Origin of the sequence: Metasolibacillus sp. FSL H7-0170 (genome assembly GCF_038593115.1) — a bacterium.
Classification (GTDB): Bacteria; Bacillota; Bacilli; order Bacillales_A; family Planococcaceae; genus Metasolibacillus; species Metasolibacillus fluoroglycofenilyticus.
The window spans coordinates 470214-489561 of sequence record NZ_CP151964.1 but is presented as its reverse complement, the minus strand read 5'-3'; the positions used below and the strand labels follow the sequence as shown (position 1 = coordinate 489561).

Here is a 19348-nt window from a genome sequence, read left to right as displayed (position 1 = left end):
CTATTTTTGCATAATCCGATATAAAAATGCGACAAACTGCGCTCTTGTGACAGGCTCGTTCGGTCTGAATTGGCCGTTATCACCGAATGTAATTCCTTCACGCTCTAGCGTCGCAATATAACCAGCACTCCAATGGGAGCTAGCCACATCTGCAAAGGAACTTATGCCTTCTGGTGTTAGCTCAAGCACGCCCACAAGCACTTTAGCTAATTGCGCTCTCGTCATATTTTCTGCTGGGAGAAACGCACCATTTGCCCCGTCTATAATGCCTGCTTGTTGCAATGTTTGAATCGCCTCATAATAAGGGTGTGTGGACGGTACATCCGAGAAACCATCTGCTTCTCTCACTGCATCTAGTGAAAATACTCTTGTTAGTAGCACTGCCACATGCATACGACTAATCGGAGCATTCGGACGGAAAGTACCATCTTCAAAGCCTTGGATAATACCAAGGGCTGTTAGTTCCTCAATCATCTCTTTTGCCCAATGTCTTTCTACATCATGAAATGGCACGATTGACTTTGGTGGCTGTGAGGGTTCAGCTTCCTCTATAGGTATTGCTGTCCATTTTGCATAGAGCGAAATATTTTCTCGCAAAATCGTTTCCTCTACCCATCGTTTTGTCAATGCCTCATCTTGATACCAACCTTCAAAGCGATAACCCTCCCTTATTGGCACAGGTAAATCGCCAACTTTTGTATGAGAGCTTATGTCGATTGGTGCTATCGCTGTGCCACCGTTCGTATGCAATGTAATGGTTAACGCATTGACTGCTGTTCCTGTTGAACCTGGTACATCAATAGTCGAATTATTACCATGCACCATTTTTATAGTAACTGTAATTACTTCCTCATCTGTTAATGAGCCATCACTCACCTTTACTGTAAAGGTATACTCTTTCAAGCTTTGAGTTGTTGATGGTGTCCATGTAAACACACCTGTCGTTGCGTCAATGCTTGCTCCTGTTGGTGCACCTACTAAGCTGTACGTTAATGAATTTTCGGGTAAATCAACATCCGTTGCGCTTGCTGTAAACGTAAGTATGCTTTCTTCATCTACTGCTTTATTGCCGATAGGTGCTAGCACGGGCGCTGTGTTTACTTCATTAACTGTAACAGTAATACTTTCTTCGTCTGTTAGCATCCCATCACTTACTCGTACTGCAAAGGTATAGCTTCCTGGACCTTGTGCTTCTGTCGGTGTCCATGTAAACACACCTGTCATTGCGTTGATGCTTGCTCCCATTGGTGCACCCACTAAACTGTAAGTCAATACAGCAGAATCTGAATCTGTTGCTGTCGCTGTAAAAGTAAGAGAAGTTCCTTCGTTGACCGTTTTATTGCCAATTGAGGCTAGTACGGGCGCTGCGTTTACTTCATTCACTGTAACAGTAATAGTTTCTGAATCTGTTAACGTCCCATCACTTACTCGTACTGCAAAGGTATAGCTTCCTGGACCTTGTGCTTCTGTCGGTGTCCATGTAAACACACCTGTCATTGCATTGATGCTTGCTCCCGTTGGTGCACCTACTAAGCTGTAGGTTAATGAATTTTCGGGTAAATCAGCATCCGTTGCGCTTGCTGTAAACGTAAGCAAGCTTCCTTCATCTACTGTTTTATTGCCGATAGCTGCTAGCACGGGCGCTGTGTTTACTTCATTAACTGTAACAGTAAGACTTTCTTCGTCTGTTAGCATCCCATCACTTACTCGTACTGCAAAGGTATAGCTTCCTGGACCTTGTGCTTCTGTCGGTGTCCATGTAAACACACCTGTCATTGCATTGATGCTTGCTCCCATTGGTGCACCTACTAAGCTGTACGTTAATGAATTTTCGGGTAAATCAACATCCATCGCGCTTGCCGTAAACGTAAGCATGCTTTCTTCATCTACTGTTTTATTGCCGATAGCTACTAGCACGGGCGCTGTGTTTACTTCATTAACTGTAACAGTAATACTTTCTTCGTCTGTTAACGCTCCATCACTTACTCGTACTGCAAAGGTATAGCTTCCTGGACCCTGCGCTTCTGTCGGTGTCCATGTAAACACACCTGTCGTTGCGTCGATGCTTGCTCCCATTGGTGCACCCACTAAGCTGTAAGTCAATAAAGCAGAATCTGAATCTGTTGCTGTCGCTGTAAAAGTAAGAGGAGTTCCTTCGTTGACCGTTTTATTGCCAATTGCTGCTAGCATGGGCGCTGTATTCACTGGCACTGCGGCGTATTCGATTTCAAGCTTTGGATTAATTAGAGCTAATTGTCCTACTATAGGATTTTTCATCATTTTTCCCTCATAATAAGATTGATTGGCAAAATTTTCAATTGCCCTTGCTGGTAAACTACCAAATAACGTTTGCATAAACAAGACTGCAATCGCTATAGGAACGAGGGTTGGCTTTGTTTTTCGTTGCATACGTGTTGTTCCTTTCGATTGATTTTGTTTTTACATGGATAGATTATACAGAGCAAAGGTTAAAATTAGGTTAAAAAAGTTTAATTTTTTATTTCGGAAAAATGATTGTGGAAGGTTATGAGAAGGAAATAATGGCTATTTCTTTTTCGTTTACACTTGATTTATATTTTGACAAAAATACTTCTGTTGGAAAACGCAGCTCAAGCGGATTTTGCTTCCTTTTCATAAAAACGCGCCTCCCTAATTCGGTCTATTTGTTGAATGGCAAGACTAACTTGTGTAAATGACTTTATTACCTATCTAAACAACTTTATTATTTAAAAACAGTTTTTCCCCTTTTAAAATACTCCCTTCTCGAATGTCTAGCTCATGTTTCAGAAGCTTGATTAATTTTTTCATTCGCATTAAAATTCATTGAATGGAGTCCTCTCTGTAGATGTGCAAGTCAATTTTCCGATTGACACTCAAGCATCATACAGGAGGGGTTTTTTTCAAGTCCCCGAAAATATTTCTAACAAGAATGCTCCTTTTTATTCGTATGTCTAGTTTGTCCCAATAATGGACAATATAAAATTACTTACTAGAAAGGAGTTATATGATGACTAAACAAAACGATTCGAAACATCAGCAAGATACAACTTTAACAAATCGGCAAGGGCATCCTATTACGAACAATCAAAATTTACGAACTGTTGGTAATCGTGGTCCTGCTACACTTGAAAATTACGATTTTTTAGAGAAACTTAGTCATTTTGACCGCGAAAGAATTCCAGAACGTGTAGTGCATGCTCGTGGTGCTGGCGCACATGGTTATTTTGAAACATATGGTGTCGTTGGTGATGAGCCCATTTCTAAATATACACGTGCAAAAGTCTTTCAAGACAAGGGGAAGAAAACACCAGTATTTGTTCGTTTCTCAACTGTAATTCATGGAGGTCATTCCCCTGAAACATTGCGAGACCCAAGAGGCTTTGCGGTAAAATTTTATACGGAGGATGGCAACTGGGATTTAGTCGGTAATAATTTAAAAATCTTCTTTATTCGTGATGCCATCAAGTTTCCAGATATGATTCATGCCTTTAAGCCTGACCCTATTACAAATATTCAAAGTGTGGAACGCTTTTTTGATTTTTGTGCGAGCTCTCCAGAGACCTTCCATATGGTTACATTGGTATACTCACCTTGGGGCATTCCAGCGAATTATCGAATGATGCAAGGCTCTGGTGTAAACACTTATAAATGGGTAAATAGTGAAGGAAATGCTGTGCTTGTGAAATATCATTGGGAGCCACTTCAAGGCATTAAAAATTTAACACAAAAAGAGGCAGAAGAAATTCAAAAGAAAAATTTCAATCATGCGACACAGGATTTATATGATGCGATAGAACGCGGAGAATATCCTGAATGGGAGCTCTATATTCAAATTATGGAGGACGGTCCACACCCCGAGCTTGATTTTGATCCATTGGACGATACTAAACTTTGGCCAAATGACCAATTTCCGTGGCATCTCGTTGGCAAAATGGTATTAAATAAAAATCCTGAAGATTATTTTGCTGAGGTAGAGCAGGCCACTTTTGGCACTGGTGTACTTGTCGACGGCTTAGATTTTTCTGATGATAAAATGTTGCAAGGTCGCACATTCTCCTATTCTGATACACAGCGCCATCGCGTAGGGGCAAACTATTTACAACTTCCGATTAATGCACCGAAAAAGCATGTTGCAACAAATCAAGCCGGAGGGCAAATGATGTATAAACGCGATTTAGCACCTGGGCAAAATCCACATATTAATTATGAGCCTTCTATGTTAAATGGCTTAAAGGAAGCAACACAAAACGGTAAAGAGTATACGCCATATATCGAAGGAAATCTTGTTCGTGAATCAATTGACCGTCAAAACAATACAAAGCAAGCTGGTGAAACCTATCGCAACTTTGAGCAATGGGAACGCGATGAGCTGCTTGCAAATTTAATACGTGATTTATCGGTCTGTCATATTGATATTCAAAATGCCATGATTGCCTTAGCAGAGGAAGCTGATGAGGAATACGGTCGTTTGCTGAAAGATGGCTTGCATAATGCACAAAACAATTCTAGTTCTTCAAAACCGCTTGGCAATATAGCAGGCACTAAAGCCCTAGAAGATGCGATTGATAAAGGTCATAATGCAGCGCCTTATTAAACCCTACCTATCGAGCTAAGGTTGATATTATCCGTTTTAGTAGTCTAAGCTTACAAACCCTTATTTTATTTGTCTAACTTAGTGTAGACTAATCAATACTTTGATACTTTGCATAACAAACCAGCATAATAGGAGCTGTCCAAAAAGCCGTGCATAGCCGGCATTTTGGACAGTAGCGATGATGTTTCATAAAATATTGATTCATATAAACAGAGAACGCCTCCTTTAAAAATGGGATGAACATTGGCTTTAGCAGTGTTATCCCTCAGTAAAAGGGAAGCGATGAAAACATTGATTTCAATGTGGTGTCAAAACAAAATGGACTTTTTGGTCAGCTCCTTTTCAGCTTGTATACGGAAATGTGTTACGGCTTCAATTCAAATATTTCCCTTCATTCGGTAAGGCAATTTCCTCAAAATTATTTACAAGCTTTTTAAGATTTTCTGTAAGCTCCATACCTTTCATCGGCAAACCATGACCTGTAATCGCTACAGCAGGCTTTAATGCCTCTAGCTTTTCAATAGATGCCCGAGCAGCTTGCCAATCCGTTGTTAAATAACGCGGTGGGCCACTAATTTCTTTTTGCTGTGTCAAAACTTTATAAAGCGACTCTTGCTTAACTGTTACAAATGCATCGCCAGCTAATAAAGCTCTGTCGCTCTCTCGAAACAATGATATATGCCCTGGTGCATGTCCTGGCGTATGAATCCAGCGAAAATCTGGCATAAATGGAATCGTACCGTCGGCAGGAATAGCTTGAATATAGTTCCCTAATTGAATGGCTTCAGTCGGAAAAATAGGCGACATTTTTGCAACTAGCCCACTATCGACAGTAGGGTCAGGTGCTGGATAATTCTGCTTTCCAGTTAAATAAGGCATTTCCAATGGATGTGCATAGACAGGAACATCCCAATGCTTAACTAATTCGATAATTCCCCCAACATGATCAAAATGTCCATGTGTTAAAATGATTGCTTTCGGTCGGGCATTAAAGCCAAAGCGATTTTCAACAACAGAAATTATTTCATCGGCACTTTTAGGCATCCCCGCATCAATTAACACAAACTCATTTGTACTTGGATTGCTATAAAGCACAATATTAACAATTTGAATCGTATACTGATATAAATCAGCCAATACTTCAATACCTATACCACTCCCAACAGAAGTCGCAGGAATAAATTGATAATCCTCACCATACCTTAAATTTTTATCCATAAAATCCCCCCTCGTATATTAGTAGTAAGAGCTCTTTCCGATAGAATTTCCAGTTGATCCGGACAGCTGGGGGATCTGTTGGATTTCCTATAGGAAGTGGTCGCCGATTGGCTCCCTCACTCTTGTTTTATGTTTTACCTGTTTGACCCCTGCTTTACCGAGGGAGCCAAAAGGAAATCATCATTTTTTGTTAAATACTATTTTAAGTATTGCCTACAGGTGCTTACCTGTTTATTTGTCATACACTTTTTTAACCTAATTTTATAGCACATGGGCGAAGGATGGAGGAAGCTCCATTTCAGTACTTCGTCCTTTTTTATTCATCCAAAATAGTTCACTCAGCCCTGTGTCCATGCGACAATGGAACAGACAAGGTATTCGCAGGAAATAGCTTTCCCTCCTTGCAGACATCCATTGTACTGCTTAATAAGCCTGCTACCCATCGTTCATTATTGAAGGTCTAACCACTGGCTGCGACGCAAGGTTTAGAAGAGAGTGTAGCGCTCATTTATGGTCTTCTGCTTGCGATTGCTGATAACGAGGCAGACATCGATGATTCGGGTGGGCACCCAGGTCTGAGTGTATCTTGATTAATTCCCCCTTAGGAGGTGATTGGCATGTCACAAATGCTAGTCGGTATTGACGTGAGTTTGCGCTCCCATCATGTCCATTTCATGCATGGAGAGGGACACACACTCGCTGATTTTTCTGTTCAAAATGATGTTATAGGTGCGGACACCTTGATTCATAAAATTGTACGAACAGCGGAAAAAAATCAAACAGATCAATTAAAAATTGGGATGGAAGCCACGGATCAATATAGTTGGCACCTTGCCCATTACTTAAAAGCACAATGTAAGAAAGTCTTACCCCATCTTCAAACAGCGATTTATATGCTCAACGCCCGTAAAGTAGCTCGTTTTAAGAAGGGCTATGATACGTTACCGAAGAACGACAAAGTAGACGCCTGGGTTATTGCGGATCATCTACGCTTTGGACGATTGCCACATGAAATGCAAGAAACCTTAATCTATGATGCACTGCGTCGTTTAACACGCACACGATTCCATTTAGTCCATGAAATTGCGCGTAATAAAACGTACATGTTAAATCAACTGTACTTAAAATTTAGTGGCTTACGCCAAGACAATCCGTTCTCCGATACATTCGGTGCGACAAGCATTGCGGTCATTGAAGAACTGGACCCTGGCATCATTGCCGATATGCCTTTGGAGGAACTGGTCGAATTCCTTCAAGAGAAAGGCAAAAATCGTTTTGCAGAGCCGGAAGAGATTGCGAAATATCTCAAGCAGCTCGCACGTAATTCGTACCGTTTAGATAAAGTGATGGCCGATCCGGTTAATCTCTCTTTATCCGTGATTTTAAGCACCATTCAACACATCGAAAGCCAAGTGAAGCGTCTTGATAAGGAAATCGAGCGCATTATGAAAGGCATTCCACAAACATTAACATCGGTAAAAGGCATCGGTCCCGTGTACGCAGCGGGCTTAATCGCTGAGATTGGGGATATTCATCGTTTTGATGATCATCACGCTTTAGCGAAATATGCAGGTTTAGTATGGACACAGTATCAGTCAGGCGAGTATGAAGCCGAGGATACCAGCCGAATGCGAACCGGTAATAAGTATTTACGCTATTATCTTGTGCAAGCATCAGACGCCATACGAAAACATGACACCGAATATAAAGCCTTTTATCAAAAGAAATACCATGAAGTAACCAAGCATCAACACAAACGCGCTCTCGTCTTAACCGCTAGAAAACTTGTACGACTCGTGCATTCGCTACTACGCACGAAACAGTTGTACATTCCGAAAGAAGAAAGGAGAGAATAACCAACAATTTCTCACTTTTCTTTAGCCGTTTTCCAAACTTCCATTTTTTAACTATTTTTAGTTGGAAAACGCGAGGTTTATTTGAGTGCGCCTAAAAATGGTCATTTAGCAGTTACAGCACTTAAGAATTTCCAATTTTACTGTTTTTAATGGTTGACATTACACCACTGTGCTTTAATTTGTAGGAATCAGCCTCTTACATATCATCTTTTTCATTCACTTAAATATTAAATTATCCTGTTTATAATCATTTATACTTAGAAGCATTTTAATATTTAGGATATAAATGAAATAAAAAAATCCGAGCTATTACGAAATCTTAACTTAAAGTTTCGCATCATAGTTCGGATTTTTATTTAGCTAGAACGTTTTGGTTCTAGCCTATTTTCGCAATTAAAGTTTTACGATGTTAGCAGCTTGTGGTCCGCGTTGACCTTCTTCTACTGTGAATTCAACTTTTTGACCTTCTTCAAGTGATTTGAAGCCTTCACCTTGAATAGCTGAGAAGTGAGCGAATACGTCTTGACCGCCTTCTACTTCGATGAATCCAAAACCTTTTTCTGCGTTAAACCATTTTACTGTACCTTGTGTCATTTAGATGACCTCCATTAATTGTATTCAATAAAATCTTATTACTCGAAAAAAAATCACATATTACAAAAAGTAACTATCAAAACACGATTACCCTTTGTAATATGTGATTTCATATCTTCTTTTACAATTGACTTTATTAATTATTAGTATACAATAAAAAAAATCATTTATCAAGTGTAAAACAGAATTTATTTCTAATATGTTTACATCAAACATAAAAATGGTAAAGTATAAAAAAATCCAAAAGGAAGTGAAAAAAATGCGTTACTTCTTTTTGCTATGTACGGTGTTGTTTTTAGCAAGCTGTACGAATGATTTACCACCGTCTGAAAATCCACCTGCGGAAGATCAAGCAAATGAATTACAGTTATTTTTTAAAGAGGATGGCTCAACAGCCTTTTTCGAAGGCGAGGGCAATGAATTTGCTAGCTATACAGAGCAAACCTTTTGGCTCAACTCAAACTATGTGCATGTTCGCGTTGATAATGGCGGTGCAATTATGAATAAAGTTTATCGCATAACTAACGAGGCCATTGAATTAGTTTTTCGTGAGGTAGAGGGTGTAGCACAATTTGACCTTGCTGCACTTGATACGTACCCTGTTTTAGCGACAATTTTAAAAGTGCCAATTGAGGTAGGACAATCAGAGGACAAATGGACGATTACAGCCATCGATGCACAGGTTGATACACCATATAAAATGTTCGACAATGCAATTATTATTATTACAGAGGATGAAAACTCAACTGAAACAAATTATTATATCCGCGGATATGGATTAGTAAAGAGCGTAACAGAAATGATGAATGGAGACGAGGTGTATACTGTTTCTTCAACTTTAAGGCAGCTAAAAATGGAATGAAAAATGAGCGGTTGTGCGAAAAAGCTGAGAGAATTAGGAGTCAATAGAAATACGGCTTTCGCTTATTCATTATAAACTTGAAAGGGTAACAGATGTTCAAATCGAGCAAACATTATATTTCGGTTTTGCGAAATTGTTGCAAGCATTGGTTATCCCCTTCTTTTATCATACTTTACAGATTGAAAAAAGCACTTCCTGTTATAGGAAGTGCTTTGGATTAACGAGTTTAAGTTTAATTCTAAGAATTAAAGTTTAGTTACGTTAGCAGCTTGTGGTCCGCGGTTGCCATCTACAACTTCGAATTCCACTTTTTGACCTTCGTCAAGAGTTTTAAAACCTTCGCCTTGGATTGCTGAGAAGTGTACGAATACATCGTTTTCGCCTTCTACTTCGATGAATCCGAAGCCTTTTTCTGAGTTAAACCATTTTACTGTACCTTGTTTCATTTGAGAAAACCTCCAAAAAATAAAGTGAACAATATGGAATTGTTTACCGAAATAAAAATTCACATATTACAAAGAGTACCGTCATTTACACCGATCACTCTTTGTAATATGTGAATCCATTGTATCCGGTCAAACAATTTTATTGTTATTTAAAGTATACCATGATTTTACACTATGTCAATTTATTTTCTTAAATTTTTTTAAAATTTTCCTTTATTTCTGTCAATTGCTTAAAACCTTTATATTTCAGGCTTTATTTTTATTAAACCGTGATAAATTTGCGCATCTTCATCGCATGCCTCGCAATATTCGCATTCATTCTCAGTCCAAAAAGCGAAGTATTTTCCATTTTTTTGCCCTTCATTTTCAAATTGCGCTCGAAATGCCGTAAGCATTTCTTGAAAAGCTTTTTCTAACGCCTCTTCTGTGTCGTAAAAGTATGTCTCCTGAATTGTCTCTTCCCAGCCTTCAAATTGCCACCATGGCTCAAAATCGGCCTTCATATAAATAATATTATACAGCTTAGACACCCTTTCATGCATTCCGATAACTGTTATTTTAATGGTATTCTGCCATGTTGTCTAATAAAAAGGTTGGTCCACTTTCTTTTCCTATCTAAAAGCCATAACATGATTTGTATTGAGCTGAAATTTCGCAATTAACTATATTTTTTCAATTACTAAATAGTTCCAATTGAATTTATTTAATCCATTCCTTCACTAAATATTCGGATGACTCAAATTGCAGCCGTATGTTACGAGTAAAACTTCTTTTCCTAGCTCCTTAATTGTTAAATAATTTGATTTTCTTCGTTGCAATTGCATTCATATAATGCTCATTATGGTCAATCCCAATCATCGTTGGCTCATATTTCTGTATTGCGGCAATTAATTGCTCGATTGCAAGCATATCAAGATGATTCGTTACTTCATCCCAGGCAAATAGCTCATTTTGTCCTAACAATGCCTTCGCTAATAATGCTTTTTTCTCTTGCCCTGCACTCCATGTTTCGCTTGATTTATCTGTAAATTTTGAGCGCTCAATGCCTAGTTGGTGCAGTATATGCCAATATTCTTCCTTCTCTATTTTCGTTAGCTGGTCAACCGTACATAAATAATTTTCATTATCAGCATTTTTCTGATGAAAAATCGATATATTTTTAGGTAAATGGATGCTATAGTTACCAGTTGTTTCAAATTGTTTTACACCTAGAATAAATTTTAATAAAGAGGATTTTCCTGCACCATTTCCTCCTTCGATAAAAAATCGGTCATTTGGATAAACGTCTATCGTAATAGGCTGAAACAGTGGTAGTCCATCCTGTATAAGCGTAAAATCTCTAAAATACAAAATCTGTTTTCTTGGCTGCAAAACATGCATTTTTAATACAGAGAGCTTTTCAATATTATCGATTAATTCTCTCTTTTCCTCAATTAAAGCTTCGGTTCGTTTCTTAATCGCCTTTGACCTTTTCATATGTTTAGCAGCAATTCGTCTTGCAGAAGCATCATTCGTACTGTTTTGTTTCTTTATCCCCCAGTTACTTACACGTCTTGCTACATTGTCTAATCTATTTATTTCATTTTTTAATTTTCCATTCATTTCCTCCGTTAGTAAATCAGCATTTGCTTTTTCGTATTTCCACGTTGCAATATTACCTTTATATAAATCTATCGATTGCTTATTAATAGCGAGTACATGGTCTACAAATTCATTTAAAAAACTTTCATCATGGCTAATAACAATAAAGCCTTTCTTTCTTTTTAAATACTGTCCAACGATTTTTCTACTTTGCAAATCTAAATTATTTGTAGGTTCATCAATTAATGGAAAGATTTGCTCATTTAAAAATAACGCTATTAATAATATTTTCGTTTGCTCGCCACCGCTTAAGACAGCAAATTGTTTATTTAAAATAGCTACTGGTAAATTCATCAAGGCTAACTCTTGCTCAATTTTCCAAATTTCCGCATCTTTAAAAAGCGTTGAAACAGTTACCTGCTCCTCTGGATACGAAGGAAAATAGTGAAACCGCAAATTTGTTTGAATGTTGCCCTCATATTCTAGCTCATTTAGCAATAGCCTGAAAAAGGTCGTTTTCCCTCGCCCATTTCTACCTACAAGCCCTAATCTCCAATGTTCATGCATATTGAAATTCAAATTTTTGAAAATTGGCTTCGTCATCGAATCGTATTGAAATGTTAGATTTTTTATAAGTATTTGATTTGTCATTATTCTGTCCACCTTTGTTGAAATTGGTGTACACGCATAAACAAAAAATCCTTCTGAAAAAAATTCAGAAGGATTAGAATTTATATTTTATCAATTACGCCTCATTTTAACCTTAATCTAGAGTTTCGAACTACGTAGAGGAAGTCGTTAACGGTTATACGACCTCGATTTACGGGCTTTCGAGCGATTTTAGACTAAGGTCCCTTTTATCAGCAAGTATTTGAACAACTACATTCATCTCTCAAATACGCTCCTACGGTTACTCGTCGCAGTAATAATTGCTGAATCAGGATAAACCTATTTTCATGCTTGATAAATGGGCATACTAATCCTATTTTAAATTGAAAATGCGTATACATTTTATCTTTAAAAATAGAATTATTTGCTCATGCTCCATCCATCATCCTTTCGAAAATACTTAAATCAATATATCATTATCAGTATGGGATTTCAAGGGGCAATAACAATTAAATTCCTATCAATATATAGCTAGAAATATTTTTAATGACTGTTGAAAAAAATCTGCAATTTTCTTTATTCTAAATCAGCTTCATTTATACCCATTACGATATGAAGCTGGCTTCTTCCATATCCTGTTGTGTAGCTAAAGCCATTTCCTCCACTTTGGAAATTTGTTTTATAATAATATTTCGCAAAAAATTGTGGTGATTCATTATGAACAATTAAATTGAAGTGTGTTTGCTGCAATTCATTGGAATAAAGATGATGGATTGTTTTTGCAAATGTTTCAGATATATGCTGTACACCGTAATGCTTATCAATCGTAATTGTTTCTTTCAATTGAATTTTAGGACTGTAGAGCTGGCGACCTTGTGAAATGAAGTAATTACGATTTTTAATTAAGTATACATCCATTTTTTCAAGCGTTTCTTTTGGAAAATGCCAAACAAAAACGATGGAGCTTGGATCTTTTGAGTCAAGTTGCCAGCCATATATAAACTCGTTAGTCCCTATATCAATATAAGTTATTCGCCATTTTCCTTTTACCCATTGATAGTATAGGGAAAGCCGTTGTCCATCTTCAGCAGAAGCAGGAACAAAATAATGCTTGCCATCGACTTGAATTATATCCTCAATCGTTTGAACAACTATATTCGGTTCAAATTCTTTTAATTGACGTATGATTTCATTCTCATGAATAAATGCTTTCGGCTTTAAAATAGAAAGCTTATATACGACAAATAATATGGAGAGTAAAAAAATAATTACTATAAAGATTCGTTTTTTAGTCATACCCATTCACCTCACGAATAATCGAATCCTTTAAAGAGAAGTAAAATTGCTTCCCTTGAGTTGTTATGAGTAAGCCTTTTCCATTTTCCTCAACATAAATTGTAGGTCTCAAACCGCTGCCAGGCTTTGCTTGCGTATTAATTAGTAAATAAGGAAATCTCTCGTTAGTTATTGAGGATTCATTCAATACAATATCGATATACCAAACATGAACATCATACGTATCATGAGGCATCGCTTTTACTTTTCTTAAATCGTCTGGAATATCAAGCTCAATATGTTGCTTGCCTGTTGGATGAATAGCGATTAAATCAGCATTTTCAACATCGTTCAAATAAGTTGCAAGCTCATTTTTTGGATAAAAGAAATGATTAAGTAATAGACCAATAAAAAATAGGAGGAAAAATAAATAATTTGCTAAAAAACCGAGCCATGCAAAGCGTCGATATGTATCCCAACTCCCACGTCGATTTAAAATTGCAAATAAAACCCAAACCCCTAGCGGTAAAATCGCAAATTGTACAGGCCTATCGAAAATAGTTAGCGTGATTGAAAATGAAAACAAACCAACAAAAGCTGCCACAATAATTTTCCAAATAAGCCCCTTTTTTTCTTGCCTTCGATAAATAATTACCACAGCAGAAATAACAATAAGCCAGCTAATAATTGTGAGCAATGACTCAACGATATTCACTTGCAACAAAAGCGCTCACCCCATTTATTCGTAAAATTACATTGATTATACTAAACTTTAAATGAGATTAGTATATAGAGATGTAGAAAATGGAATTATTGACTTGTTTTTAGTAAACTATAGAGTGAAACTTCAATCAGTGGGAGCTTTTCCCCGCTGATTGTATAGGGCTTTTACGGATAGTTGATTTCCCACTTATCCTTAAGCCGATTTTCACTCAAGTCTTGAAGCGGGTGCCTTACTGCCCGTTAATGCGGGATAAACTAAGCTAATATTCCAAATTATCTAAACTAATCGTAGAGGAGTGTTCGAGATGATGAAAAAATTAAACACTAACTTCAATATAAATAAAAAACATGCTTATAACAGGAGGATTTTTTTATGTTAGATAAATTAGGCTTTGACCATTGGGCAGATTATTATGAAAAAACGGTGTCGGAGGCAGAATCCAGCAACCGCTATCCGTTTGCTGGCTACGAAAAGCTGCTCGAAAAAATTTGTAGAGGCATCACATCTAATCAAAATATTTTAGACATTGGCGTTGGTACAGGGTCACTTGCGAAAAGATTATATGATGCAGATAACAAAGTTACAGCTTTTGACTTTTCGCCCAAAATGGTCGCTGCTGCAAAGGAGAAAATGCCGAATGCTCATATTTTTGAATGGGATTTAACAAAAGGCATTCCGACAGAACAGCTCAACATCCAATTTGATGCTATTACTTGCACATATGTGTTACATCATTTCAATAATCAGGAAAAAATAGTTTTAATCGAAAATATGTTAAAAAAAATAACTACATCTGGAAAGTTATACATCGGTGATATTTCCTTTACAACAGAGGAGCATCTTGAAGCGTGCAAGCTCACACATTCAAATAGCTGGGACGATGATGAATTTTACTTTGTTGATAATACAATTCGACCGATATTAGATGAAAAATATAATGTACAATATGAACAAATATCCCATTGTGGTGGACTTTATATTATTTCATTGAGATAAGCAAACTATCCAAAAATTCAGTTTTGCTTTGACAAAGCATTGAGAAAAACTTCATCGATTCTCTTTTATTTAGGCTCTGTTAAATTTAATTGTTGTTTTAAAATAAATAATTTAGGGAACCTGATTTATTGTGGTTCCCCATTTTAGGTATAGTGAGAGAAATATGGATTTATAACAATATGGAATATACACGATTTTATACAAGTTAGAGAACATGCCCATCAAGCACAAATACAGTTGCATCAACATTTTGAGTCATCTGTATAAAATACTGCTTAAAAAATATTCACAAGAAAAGGCGCAAAACGCTGTTAAATCAACATTCGTGCCTTTTTAAACTGTCCCCAACTTTGATTTGGGAACGTTTATTTGTATAGGTTTGTATGGAAAATAGTAGGCTCAAAGTCTAAAAGATATAATAAGATTAGAAAAAGGAGATGATTTTTTTGAAGTATGAATTAGAACTGACCGACATTATCAAATCAGACCAATTATTGATGTCAATTTTGAAAGCCGTACAAGTCTTACAATTGAATGATTGCTGGGTTGCAGCGGGTGTTATTCGAAATAAAGTTTGGGATTACTTACACAATGTACATACAGAAATAAATGATATTGATGTTATTTATTTTGACGAGTTCGATAGTTCAATAGGCAAAGAAAAAGCTTTAGAATCTAAGCTGCGAGAAATTATGCCGGATCAACCTTGGTCTGTGAAAAACCAAGCTAGAATGCATATTAAAAACAAGATTTCTCCTTATGGCTCATCGTTTGATGGTGTTGCTCATTTTCCTGAAACACCCACAGCAATTGCTGTTCGTTTAAATAACAATCACATAGAAATATTGGCTCCTTATGGTTTGACCGATTTATTTGAAGGAATAGTTAGACCTACGCCTCCATTTAATCAAAATTCCGAATTACACACTATTTATTCAAATCGAATACGAAGTAAAAATTGGGGTTCTATTTGGAGTAAATTAACAGTTGAATTTGAATAAAAATCCTTAAAGCATTCTTTAGTCACAAGCAGCACAATACCCCTTATCCAATTGAATAAGGTGTATTAGTTACCAAAGTGTCATTGGGAACGTTATTATGTATAAAGCTTTATATTAATTATGCAATATTTAAATGCTGTTTTATTAAATATAAATGATGTTCATGAAAAAGATGCTTTTCTAAATAATTAAAATCGACCCAACGCATTGTTTCTTTTTCAATCGGTTCTGCTATCTTTTCTAATAGCTCACAAACATATAGTATTCCAATATTATGTTGAGAGTCATTAGGATATTTCTCTGAAACCCAATGTCTTTCTGCTTTACCTATAACATCAACGATTTGGATTTCATGACCTGTTTCCTCAATGCTCTCTCTTAATAATGCAAGTTCAGGAGATTCTTCATCTTCAATCCCTCCGCCTACTAAAAATAAATTCCCATCTGAATCTTCCACACATAAAAATTGTTGATGTTCATTTCGAATGACGGCATATGCGCCAGTTCTTTTCCAATAATTCAAATCATAATCGCGTTCACCAAATGTTCTCATAATTGCCCCCTAATTTGGAATTTAAAGAAAATATTATAACATAAAAATTGTCCCCAAAGTGTCATTGGGAACGTTATTTTTAAAAGTATTGAATATTTATTTAAGAATCTAAATTAGATAGTAATTGTTCAATAACTTCTTGGTCTTCAGGATATGTATGAATTAATTTCGAAATTTCATCTCATAACCGTAAACTTTGATAGGTTTCTGTCATTTCAAAAACAAAGGATGTCAAAGGAATTTCTTTTATATTGTGTTTTGTACTTTCATTACTATGACTAAACCAAACAAGGTAATTATCAAGGTATTTAGAAGCTACACCTTTAAAACGATTTATCCAATGTTTTAAACGTGAAAGCAGTCCATTTACATTTTGAGTATGATATAAACCTTTAATAACGTGCTTTCCATCATCAGACTTCTATCCCTTTCTCATCTGCATACGTTTTATAGGCTCTCCAAGCATCTGTTACAAGTACATTATTAGGTGTTATAGACCCAATCATACCATCAACTTTGGTTTTCACAACACGACCCATACAGGCTACTTTTGAAACAGTTGCTTTTGTTCGGTCTCTAGCGACTAGTAAAACACAGACTTGTTCCTTACTTATCCCTCTAAGTGCAGATTTACCACCATGCTTACGTAGTTTACGTTCACTAATACCACGTTGCCCTTCTTGGGAATACAAAAAATAGGTCTCGTCTACCTCAACGATACCATCAAATTGTTCAAAATCCATTTGTTTAAGAGCCGATAACAATTTATGTCTCCAATAGAATAATGTAACCCTAGTAACGCCCACAATCTCTGCTGATTTACGCAAGGAATATCCTTTAAACATACATTCAACAAAAGTAATCCATTCATTAGCTTTTGGAGTGCGGTAAAGAATTGTATTTGTAGTATCCATAAACGTTTTACGACAAACCTTACAGCGATATCGTTGGCGACCATTAACTTTACCGAATCGATTAATGTGTTCTGAAGTACAATGGGGGCATTCAAAACCTTCTTTAAAACGTACTTCTTGCATTTCATTGATTAGGCGACCATCAACAGTCGAGGAAGGTTCAACATAGCGTTTTCCCCATTGAAACACCCGTTCTTTATCTGTATGTGATAATTTATTGATATGTTTTAATAAATTGCTAAACGCTTTACTCACTTTTGCCCCCAATAAGAATGATCGTTCTTATTATAACCACTTTTTTTGAAGATAATCAATTTTCAACATCAACCTTTAACAGAGCCTTTATTTAAAGTAAACACGGCTAAATCCAGTGTCCAGCACCTCTTCAAAGATAGTCTTCTCTCTTTTATTTAGCTACTATTTTATCAAAAATATTATCACTACTGTCCAAAAGCCGGCTACTGCACGGCTTGTTGGACAGCCTCTTCTTATTGAACAGAAGTAAGTAAGGGTTCATTCCAAATATTCCACGGATGCTTGTTAGGTGGTTCAGATTTAACAGTAATGCGCTCCTTTGTTACAGGGTGAATAAAGGATAATGTATGTGCCCATAAGGCTATCTGTTGTCCTTTTTTATTTACTTCTGGTCCATATTTTTGATCTCCATAAAGCGGGTGGTCGATTTGCTGAAATTGTACCCGTATTTGATGGGAACGCCCTGTCTCTAGTTTTACTTTTACTAGTGTTAAATCGCTTTGTCTAGCAACGACATGATAATGAAGAATCGCCTTTTTTGCTTCCTTATCATTTGCTTTTTTTGCAAAAACCATATTTTTCTTTTGATCCTTCCATAAATAATGGACAAGGATGTCAGCTTCTTTTTTCACTTGCCTTCGCACAACCGCTAAATAGCCACGCTCAATATCTTTTTTTCTGAATAAATCTGACATTCGTGAGGCTGCCTTAGATGTTTTGGCAAAAACGATGGCTCCACCTACTGGACGATCCAATCGATGAAGTAAGCTTAAATATACATTCCCCGGCTTGTTATAACGAGTTTTAATATCTTGCTTTAATATTGTTAATAAATCAGGATCATTTGTATCATCTTGTTGCACAGGTATATTGATTGGTTTTTCTACAATAATTAAATGATTATCTTCATACAAAATTGGTATATGCATTTCTATCTCCCTCATAAAATATGAAATCATTAACAATTATATAATAAACATTCCATATTCTAAAGGTGAAAAGCAATGATTCATTAGTGAGCTACCAATTTTAAACTCAGTACAATAAGCAATACATGCTATTTTTTTAGCCTGTTCTTCGCTAAATAATAAGCATTTACGGTAAATAACTGTGTTTTAATTTGATTTTTTTCTACTAATCTTTCAAATTCATCAAAATTGAATAAAAAGACTTCTATTTCTTCTGTTATATCTAATTGCTGATTGTCCTCTTGATACGCATCTAAAATTAAAAATGTAGCAATTTTATTTGTCTGTGTTGCAGGGTTTACAAAAAATTCCCCTAGCTTGATTGGGGGAGCACTCGAAGTATAGCCAGTTTCTTCACGTATCTCTCGTAAAATACCTTCTTCTTGCGTTTCGCCTTGTTCGATTTTCCCTGCTGGTACTTCTATGAAAAAGTCATTTGCCGCATGGCGATACTGCTTTACTAGGACGATTTCATTATTCCGCGTAATAACGACGGCATTAACCCAATCCGCATATTCGTTTACATAGTAATCTTTAATAACAAAGCCATTTGGCAGCTCACACTCATCCTTTCGAAGATTGCCAAAATCAGTTTGATAAATATAGGCTTGATTGTGTGTTGTCCATTTTTTCATGATTTCTTACCTCCAAATATTAGGGCTATCTCAAAAGCCGAATTTCTTCTCAGCGCAGTGAAAACTAGCTTTCCACTTACTTCAAATTTAAAAGAATGCCGCTAATTTCAGTGATTATTTCCTTTTCAAAGAAATACTTTTGCATCTTATCTAGTTTTTTCTTTGTTGAAACTACGCCAAAAGCGTCCTACAAGCAGGCAATGCACCGCTTTTGGGACGCCCTTCCCTCTAAATTTAAAAGCAAATTTATATTCATGCTATCATATA

At 36.4% G+C, this 19348-nt stretch carries 16 protein-coding genes and 1 pseudogene; 5 read left to right on the top strand and 12 right to left on the bottom strand.

Going from position 1 to position 19348, the window contains the following annotated elements; all coding sequences use genetic code 11:
• Complete coding sequence (locus MHH70_RS02290) at positions 1-2409, bottom strand: putative Ig domain-containing protein (RefSeq protein WP_342472442.1); 2409 nt, start codon at positions 2407-2409, stop codon at positions 1-3.
• 598 nt (positions 2410-3007) lie between these two features.
• Between MHH70_RS02290 and MHH70_RS02285 the strand changes: the two genes are divergently transcribed.
• Positions 3008-4594 carry a catalase gene (locus MHH70_RS02285; RefSeq protein WP_342473148.1) on the top strand — a complete coding sequence of 529 codons (1587 nt, stop codon included), beginning with the start codon at positions 3008-3010 and terminating at the stop codon, positions 4592-4594.
• A gap of 372 nt (positions 4595-4966) precedes the next feature.
• On the opposite strand, the gene MHH70_RS02280 is transcribed toward MHH70_RS02285, so the two are convergent.
• Positions 4967-5812 carry an MBL fold metallo-hydrolase gene (locus MHH70_RS02280; protein ID WP_342472441.1) on the bottom strand — a complete coding sequence of 282 codons (846 nt, stop codon included), beginning with the start codon at positions 5810-5812 and terminating at the stop codon, positions 4967-4969.
• Positions 5813-6429: 617 nt separating this feature from the next.
• On the opposite strand from MHH70_RS02280, the gene MHH70_RS02275 reads away from it, so the two are divergent.
• Positions 6430-7668 (top strand): IS110 family transposase, encoded by a 1239-nt coding sequence (locus MHH70_RS02275; protein ID WP_342471849.1) that lies wholly within the window; start codon positions 6430-6432, stop codon positions 7666-7668.
• Positions 7669-8061: 393 nt separating this feature from the next.
• Here MHH70_RS02275 and MHH70_RS02270 read toward each other — a convergent pair whose 3' ends face one another.
• Complete coding sequence (locus MHH70_RS02270; protein ID WP_004225195.1) at positions 8062-8262, bottom strand: cold-shock protein; 201 nt, start codon at positions 8260-8262, stop codon at positions 8062-8064.
• Positions 8263-8521: 259 nt separating this feature from the next.
• On the opposite strand from MHH70_RS02270, the gene MHH70_RS02265 reads away from it, so the two are divergent.
• Positions 8522-9124 (top strand): hypothetical protein, encoded by a 603-nt coding sequence (locus tag MHH70_RS02265; protein WP_342472440.1) that lies wholly within the window; start codon positions 8522-8524, stop codon positions 9122-9124.
• 245 nt (positions 9125-9369) lie between these two features.
• Here MHH70_RS02265 and MHH70_RS02260 read toward each other — a convergent pair whose 3' ends face one another.
• From MHH70_RS02260 to MHH70_RS02240, 5 genes are all read right to left on the bottom strand, one after another.
• The gene (locus MHH70_RS02260) at positions 9370-9570 is read right to left on the bottom strand and encodes a cold-shock protein (RefSeq protein ID WP_004230088.1); all 201 of its coding nucleotides are present in this window, start codon (positions 9568-9570) and stop codon (positions 9370-9372) included.
• A 239-nt stretch (positions 9571-9809) separates the two neighbouring features.
• Positions 9810-10100 (bottom strand): DUF1033 family protein, encoded by a 291-nt coding sequence (locus MHH70_RS02255; RefSeq protein ID WP_342472439.1) that lies wholly within the window; start codon positions 10098-10100, stop codon positions 9810-9812.
• A gap of 253 nt (positions 10101-10353) precedes the next feature.
• Complete coding sequence (locus MHH70_RS02250; RefSeq protein ID WP_342472438.1) at positions 10354-11802, bottom strand: ATP-binding cassette domain-containing protein; 1449 nt, start codon at positions 11800-11802, stop codon at positions 10354-10356.
• A gap of 534 nt (positions 11803-12336) precedes the next feature.
• Positions 12337-13056, bottom strand: coding sequence for a hypothetical protein (locus tag MHH70_RS02245; RefSeq protein ID WP_342472437.1), 720 nt, complete (start codon positions 13054-13056; stop codon positions 12337-12339).
• A complete protein-coding gene (locus tag MHH70_RS02240; RefSeq protein WP_342472436.1) occupies positions 13049-13759 on the bottom strand; it encodes a hypothetical protein in 711 nt (236 codons plus the stop codon). The genes MHH70_RS02245 and MHH70_RS02240 overlap by 8 nt, the downstream gene beginning before the upstream one ends.
• 372 nt (positions 13760-14131) lie before the next feature.
• Here MHH70_RS02240 and MHH70_RS02235 point away from each other — a divergent pair, with 372 nt between their 5' ends.
• Both MHH70_RS02235 and MHH70_RS02230 read left to right on the top strand, forming a co-directional pair.
• Complete coding sequence (locus tag MHH70_RS02235) at positions 14132-14755, top strand: class I SAM-dependent methyltransferase (protein ID WP_066162972.1); 624 nt, start codon at positions 14132-14134, stop codon at positions 14753-14755.
• A gap of 437 nt (positions 14756-15192) precedes the next feature.
• Positions 15193-15756 (top strand): nucleotidyltransferase family protein, encoded by a 564-nt coding sequence (locus MHH70_RS02230; RefSeq protein ID WP_342472435.1) that lies wholly within the window; start codon positions 15193-15195, stop codon positions 15754-15756.
• 118 nt (positions 15757-15874) lie between these two features.
• On the opposite strand, the gene MHH70_RS02225 is transcribed toward MHH70_RS02230, so the two are convergent.
• The 4 genes and pseudogenes from MHH70_RS02225 to MHH70_RS02210 form a co-directional block, all read right to left on the bottom strand.
• The gene (locus MHH70_RS02225; protein ID WP_342472434.1) at positions 15875-16309 is read right to left on the bottom strand and encodes an NUDIX domain-containing protein; all 435 of its coding nucleotides are present in this window, start codon (positions 16307-16309) and stop codon (positions 15875-15877) included.
• Positions 16310-16490: 181 nt separating this feature from the next.
• A pseudogene (locus tag MHH70_RS02220) lies at positions 16491-17478 on the bottom strand (IS1595 family transposase).
• Between the two features lie 233 nt (positions 17479-17711).
• On the bottom strand, positions 17712-18407 hold the full coding sequence (locus MHH70_RS02215; protein WP_066162970.1) for an RluA family pseudouridine synthase: 696 nt from the start codon (positions 18405-18407) through the stop codon (positions 17712-17714).
• A gap of 128 nt (positions 18408-18535) precedes the next feature.
• Positions 18536-19081 (bottom strand): NUDIX hydrolase, encoded by a 546-nt coding sequence (locus MHH70_RS02210; protein ID WP_342472433.1) that lies wholly within the window; start codon positions 19079-19081, stop codon positions 18536-18538.
• Positions 19082-19348: the final 267 nt, after the last annotated feature.

Bases quoted from the DNA above. Each gene is read 5' to 3' on its own strand.
- MHH70_RS02235 (WP_066162972.1), top strand. From the start codon at position 14,132: ATGTTAGATAAATTAGGCTTTGACCATTGGGCAGATTATTATGAAAAA.
- MHH70_RS02270 (WP_004225195.1), bottom strand. From the start codon at position 8,262: ATGACACAAGGTACAGTAAAATGGTTTAACGCAGAAAAAGGTTTTGGA.
- MHH70_RS02210 (WP_342472433.1), bottom strand. From the start codon at position 19,081: ATGAAAAAATGGACAACACACAATCAAGCCTATATTTATCAAACTGAT.
- MHH70_RS02285 (WP_342473148.1), top strand. From the start codon at position 3,008: ATGACTAAACAAAACGATTCGAAACATCAGCAAGATACAACTTTAACA.
- MHH70_RS02260 (WP_004230088.1), bottom strand. From the start codon at position 9,570: ATGAAACAAGGTACAGTAAAATGGTTTAACTCAGAAAAAGGCTTCGGA.
- MHH70_RS02230 (WP_342472435.1), top strand. From the start codon at position 15,193: ATGATTTTTTTGAAGTATGAATTAGAACTGACCGACATTATCAAATCA.
- MHH70_RS02250 (WP_342472438.1), bottom strand. From the start codon at position 11,802: ATGACAAATCAAATACTTATAAAAAATCTAACATTTCAATACGATTCG.
- MHH70_RS02245 (WP_342472437.1), bottom strand. From the start codon at position 13,056: ATGACTAAAAAACGAATCTTTATAGTAATTATTTTTTTACTCTCCATA.
- MHH70_RS02275 (WP_342471849.1), top strand. From the start codon at position 6,430: ATGTCACAAATGCTAGTCGGTATTGACGTGAGTTTGCGCTCCCATCAT.
- MHH70_RS02225 (WP_342472434.1), bottom strand. From the start codon at position 16,309: ATGAGAACATTTGGTGAACGCGATTATGATTTGAATTATTGGAAAAGA.
- MHH70_RS02265 (WP_342472440.1), top strand. From the start codon at position 8,522: ATGCGTTACTTCTTTTTGCTATGTACGGTGTTGTTTTTAGCAAGCTGT.
- MHH70_RS02215 (WP_066162970.1), bottom strand. From the start codon at position 18,407: ATGCATATACCAATTTTGTATGAAGATAATCATTTAATTATTGTAGAA.
- MHH70_RS02280 (WP_342472441.1), bottom strand. From the start codon at position 5,812: ATGGATAAAAATTTAAGGTATGGTGAGGATTATCAATTTATTCCTGCG.
- MHH70_RS02290 (WP_342472442.1), bottom strand. From the start codon at position 2,409: ATGCAACGAAAAACAAAGCCAACCCTCGTTCCTATAGCGATTGCAGTC.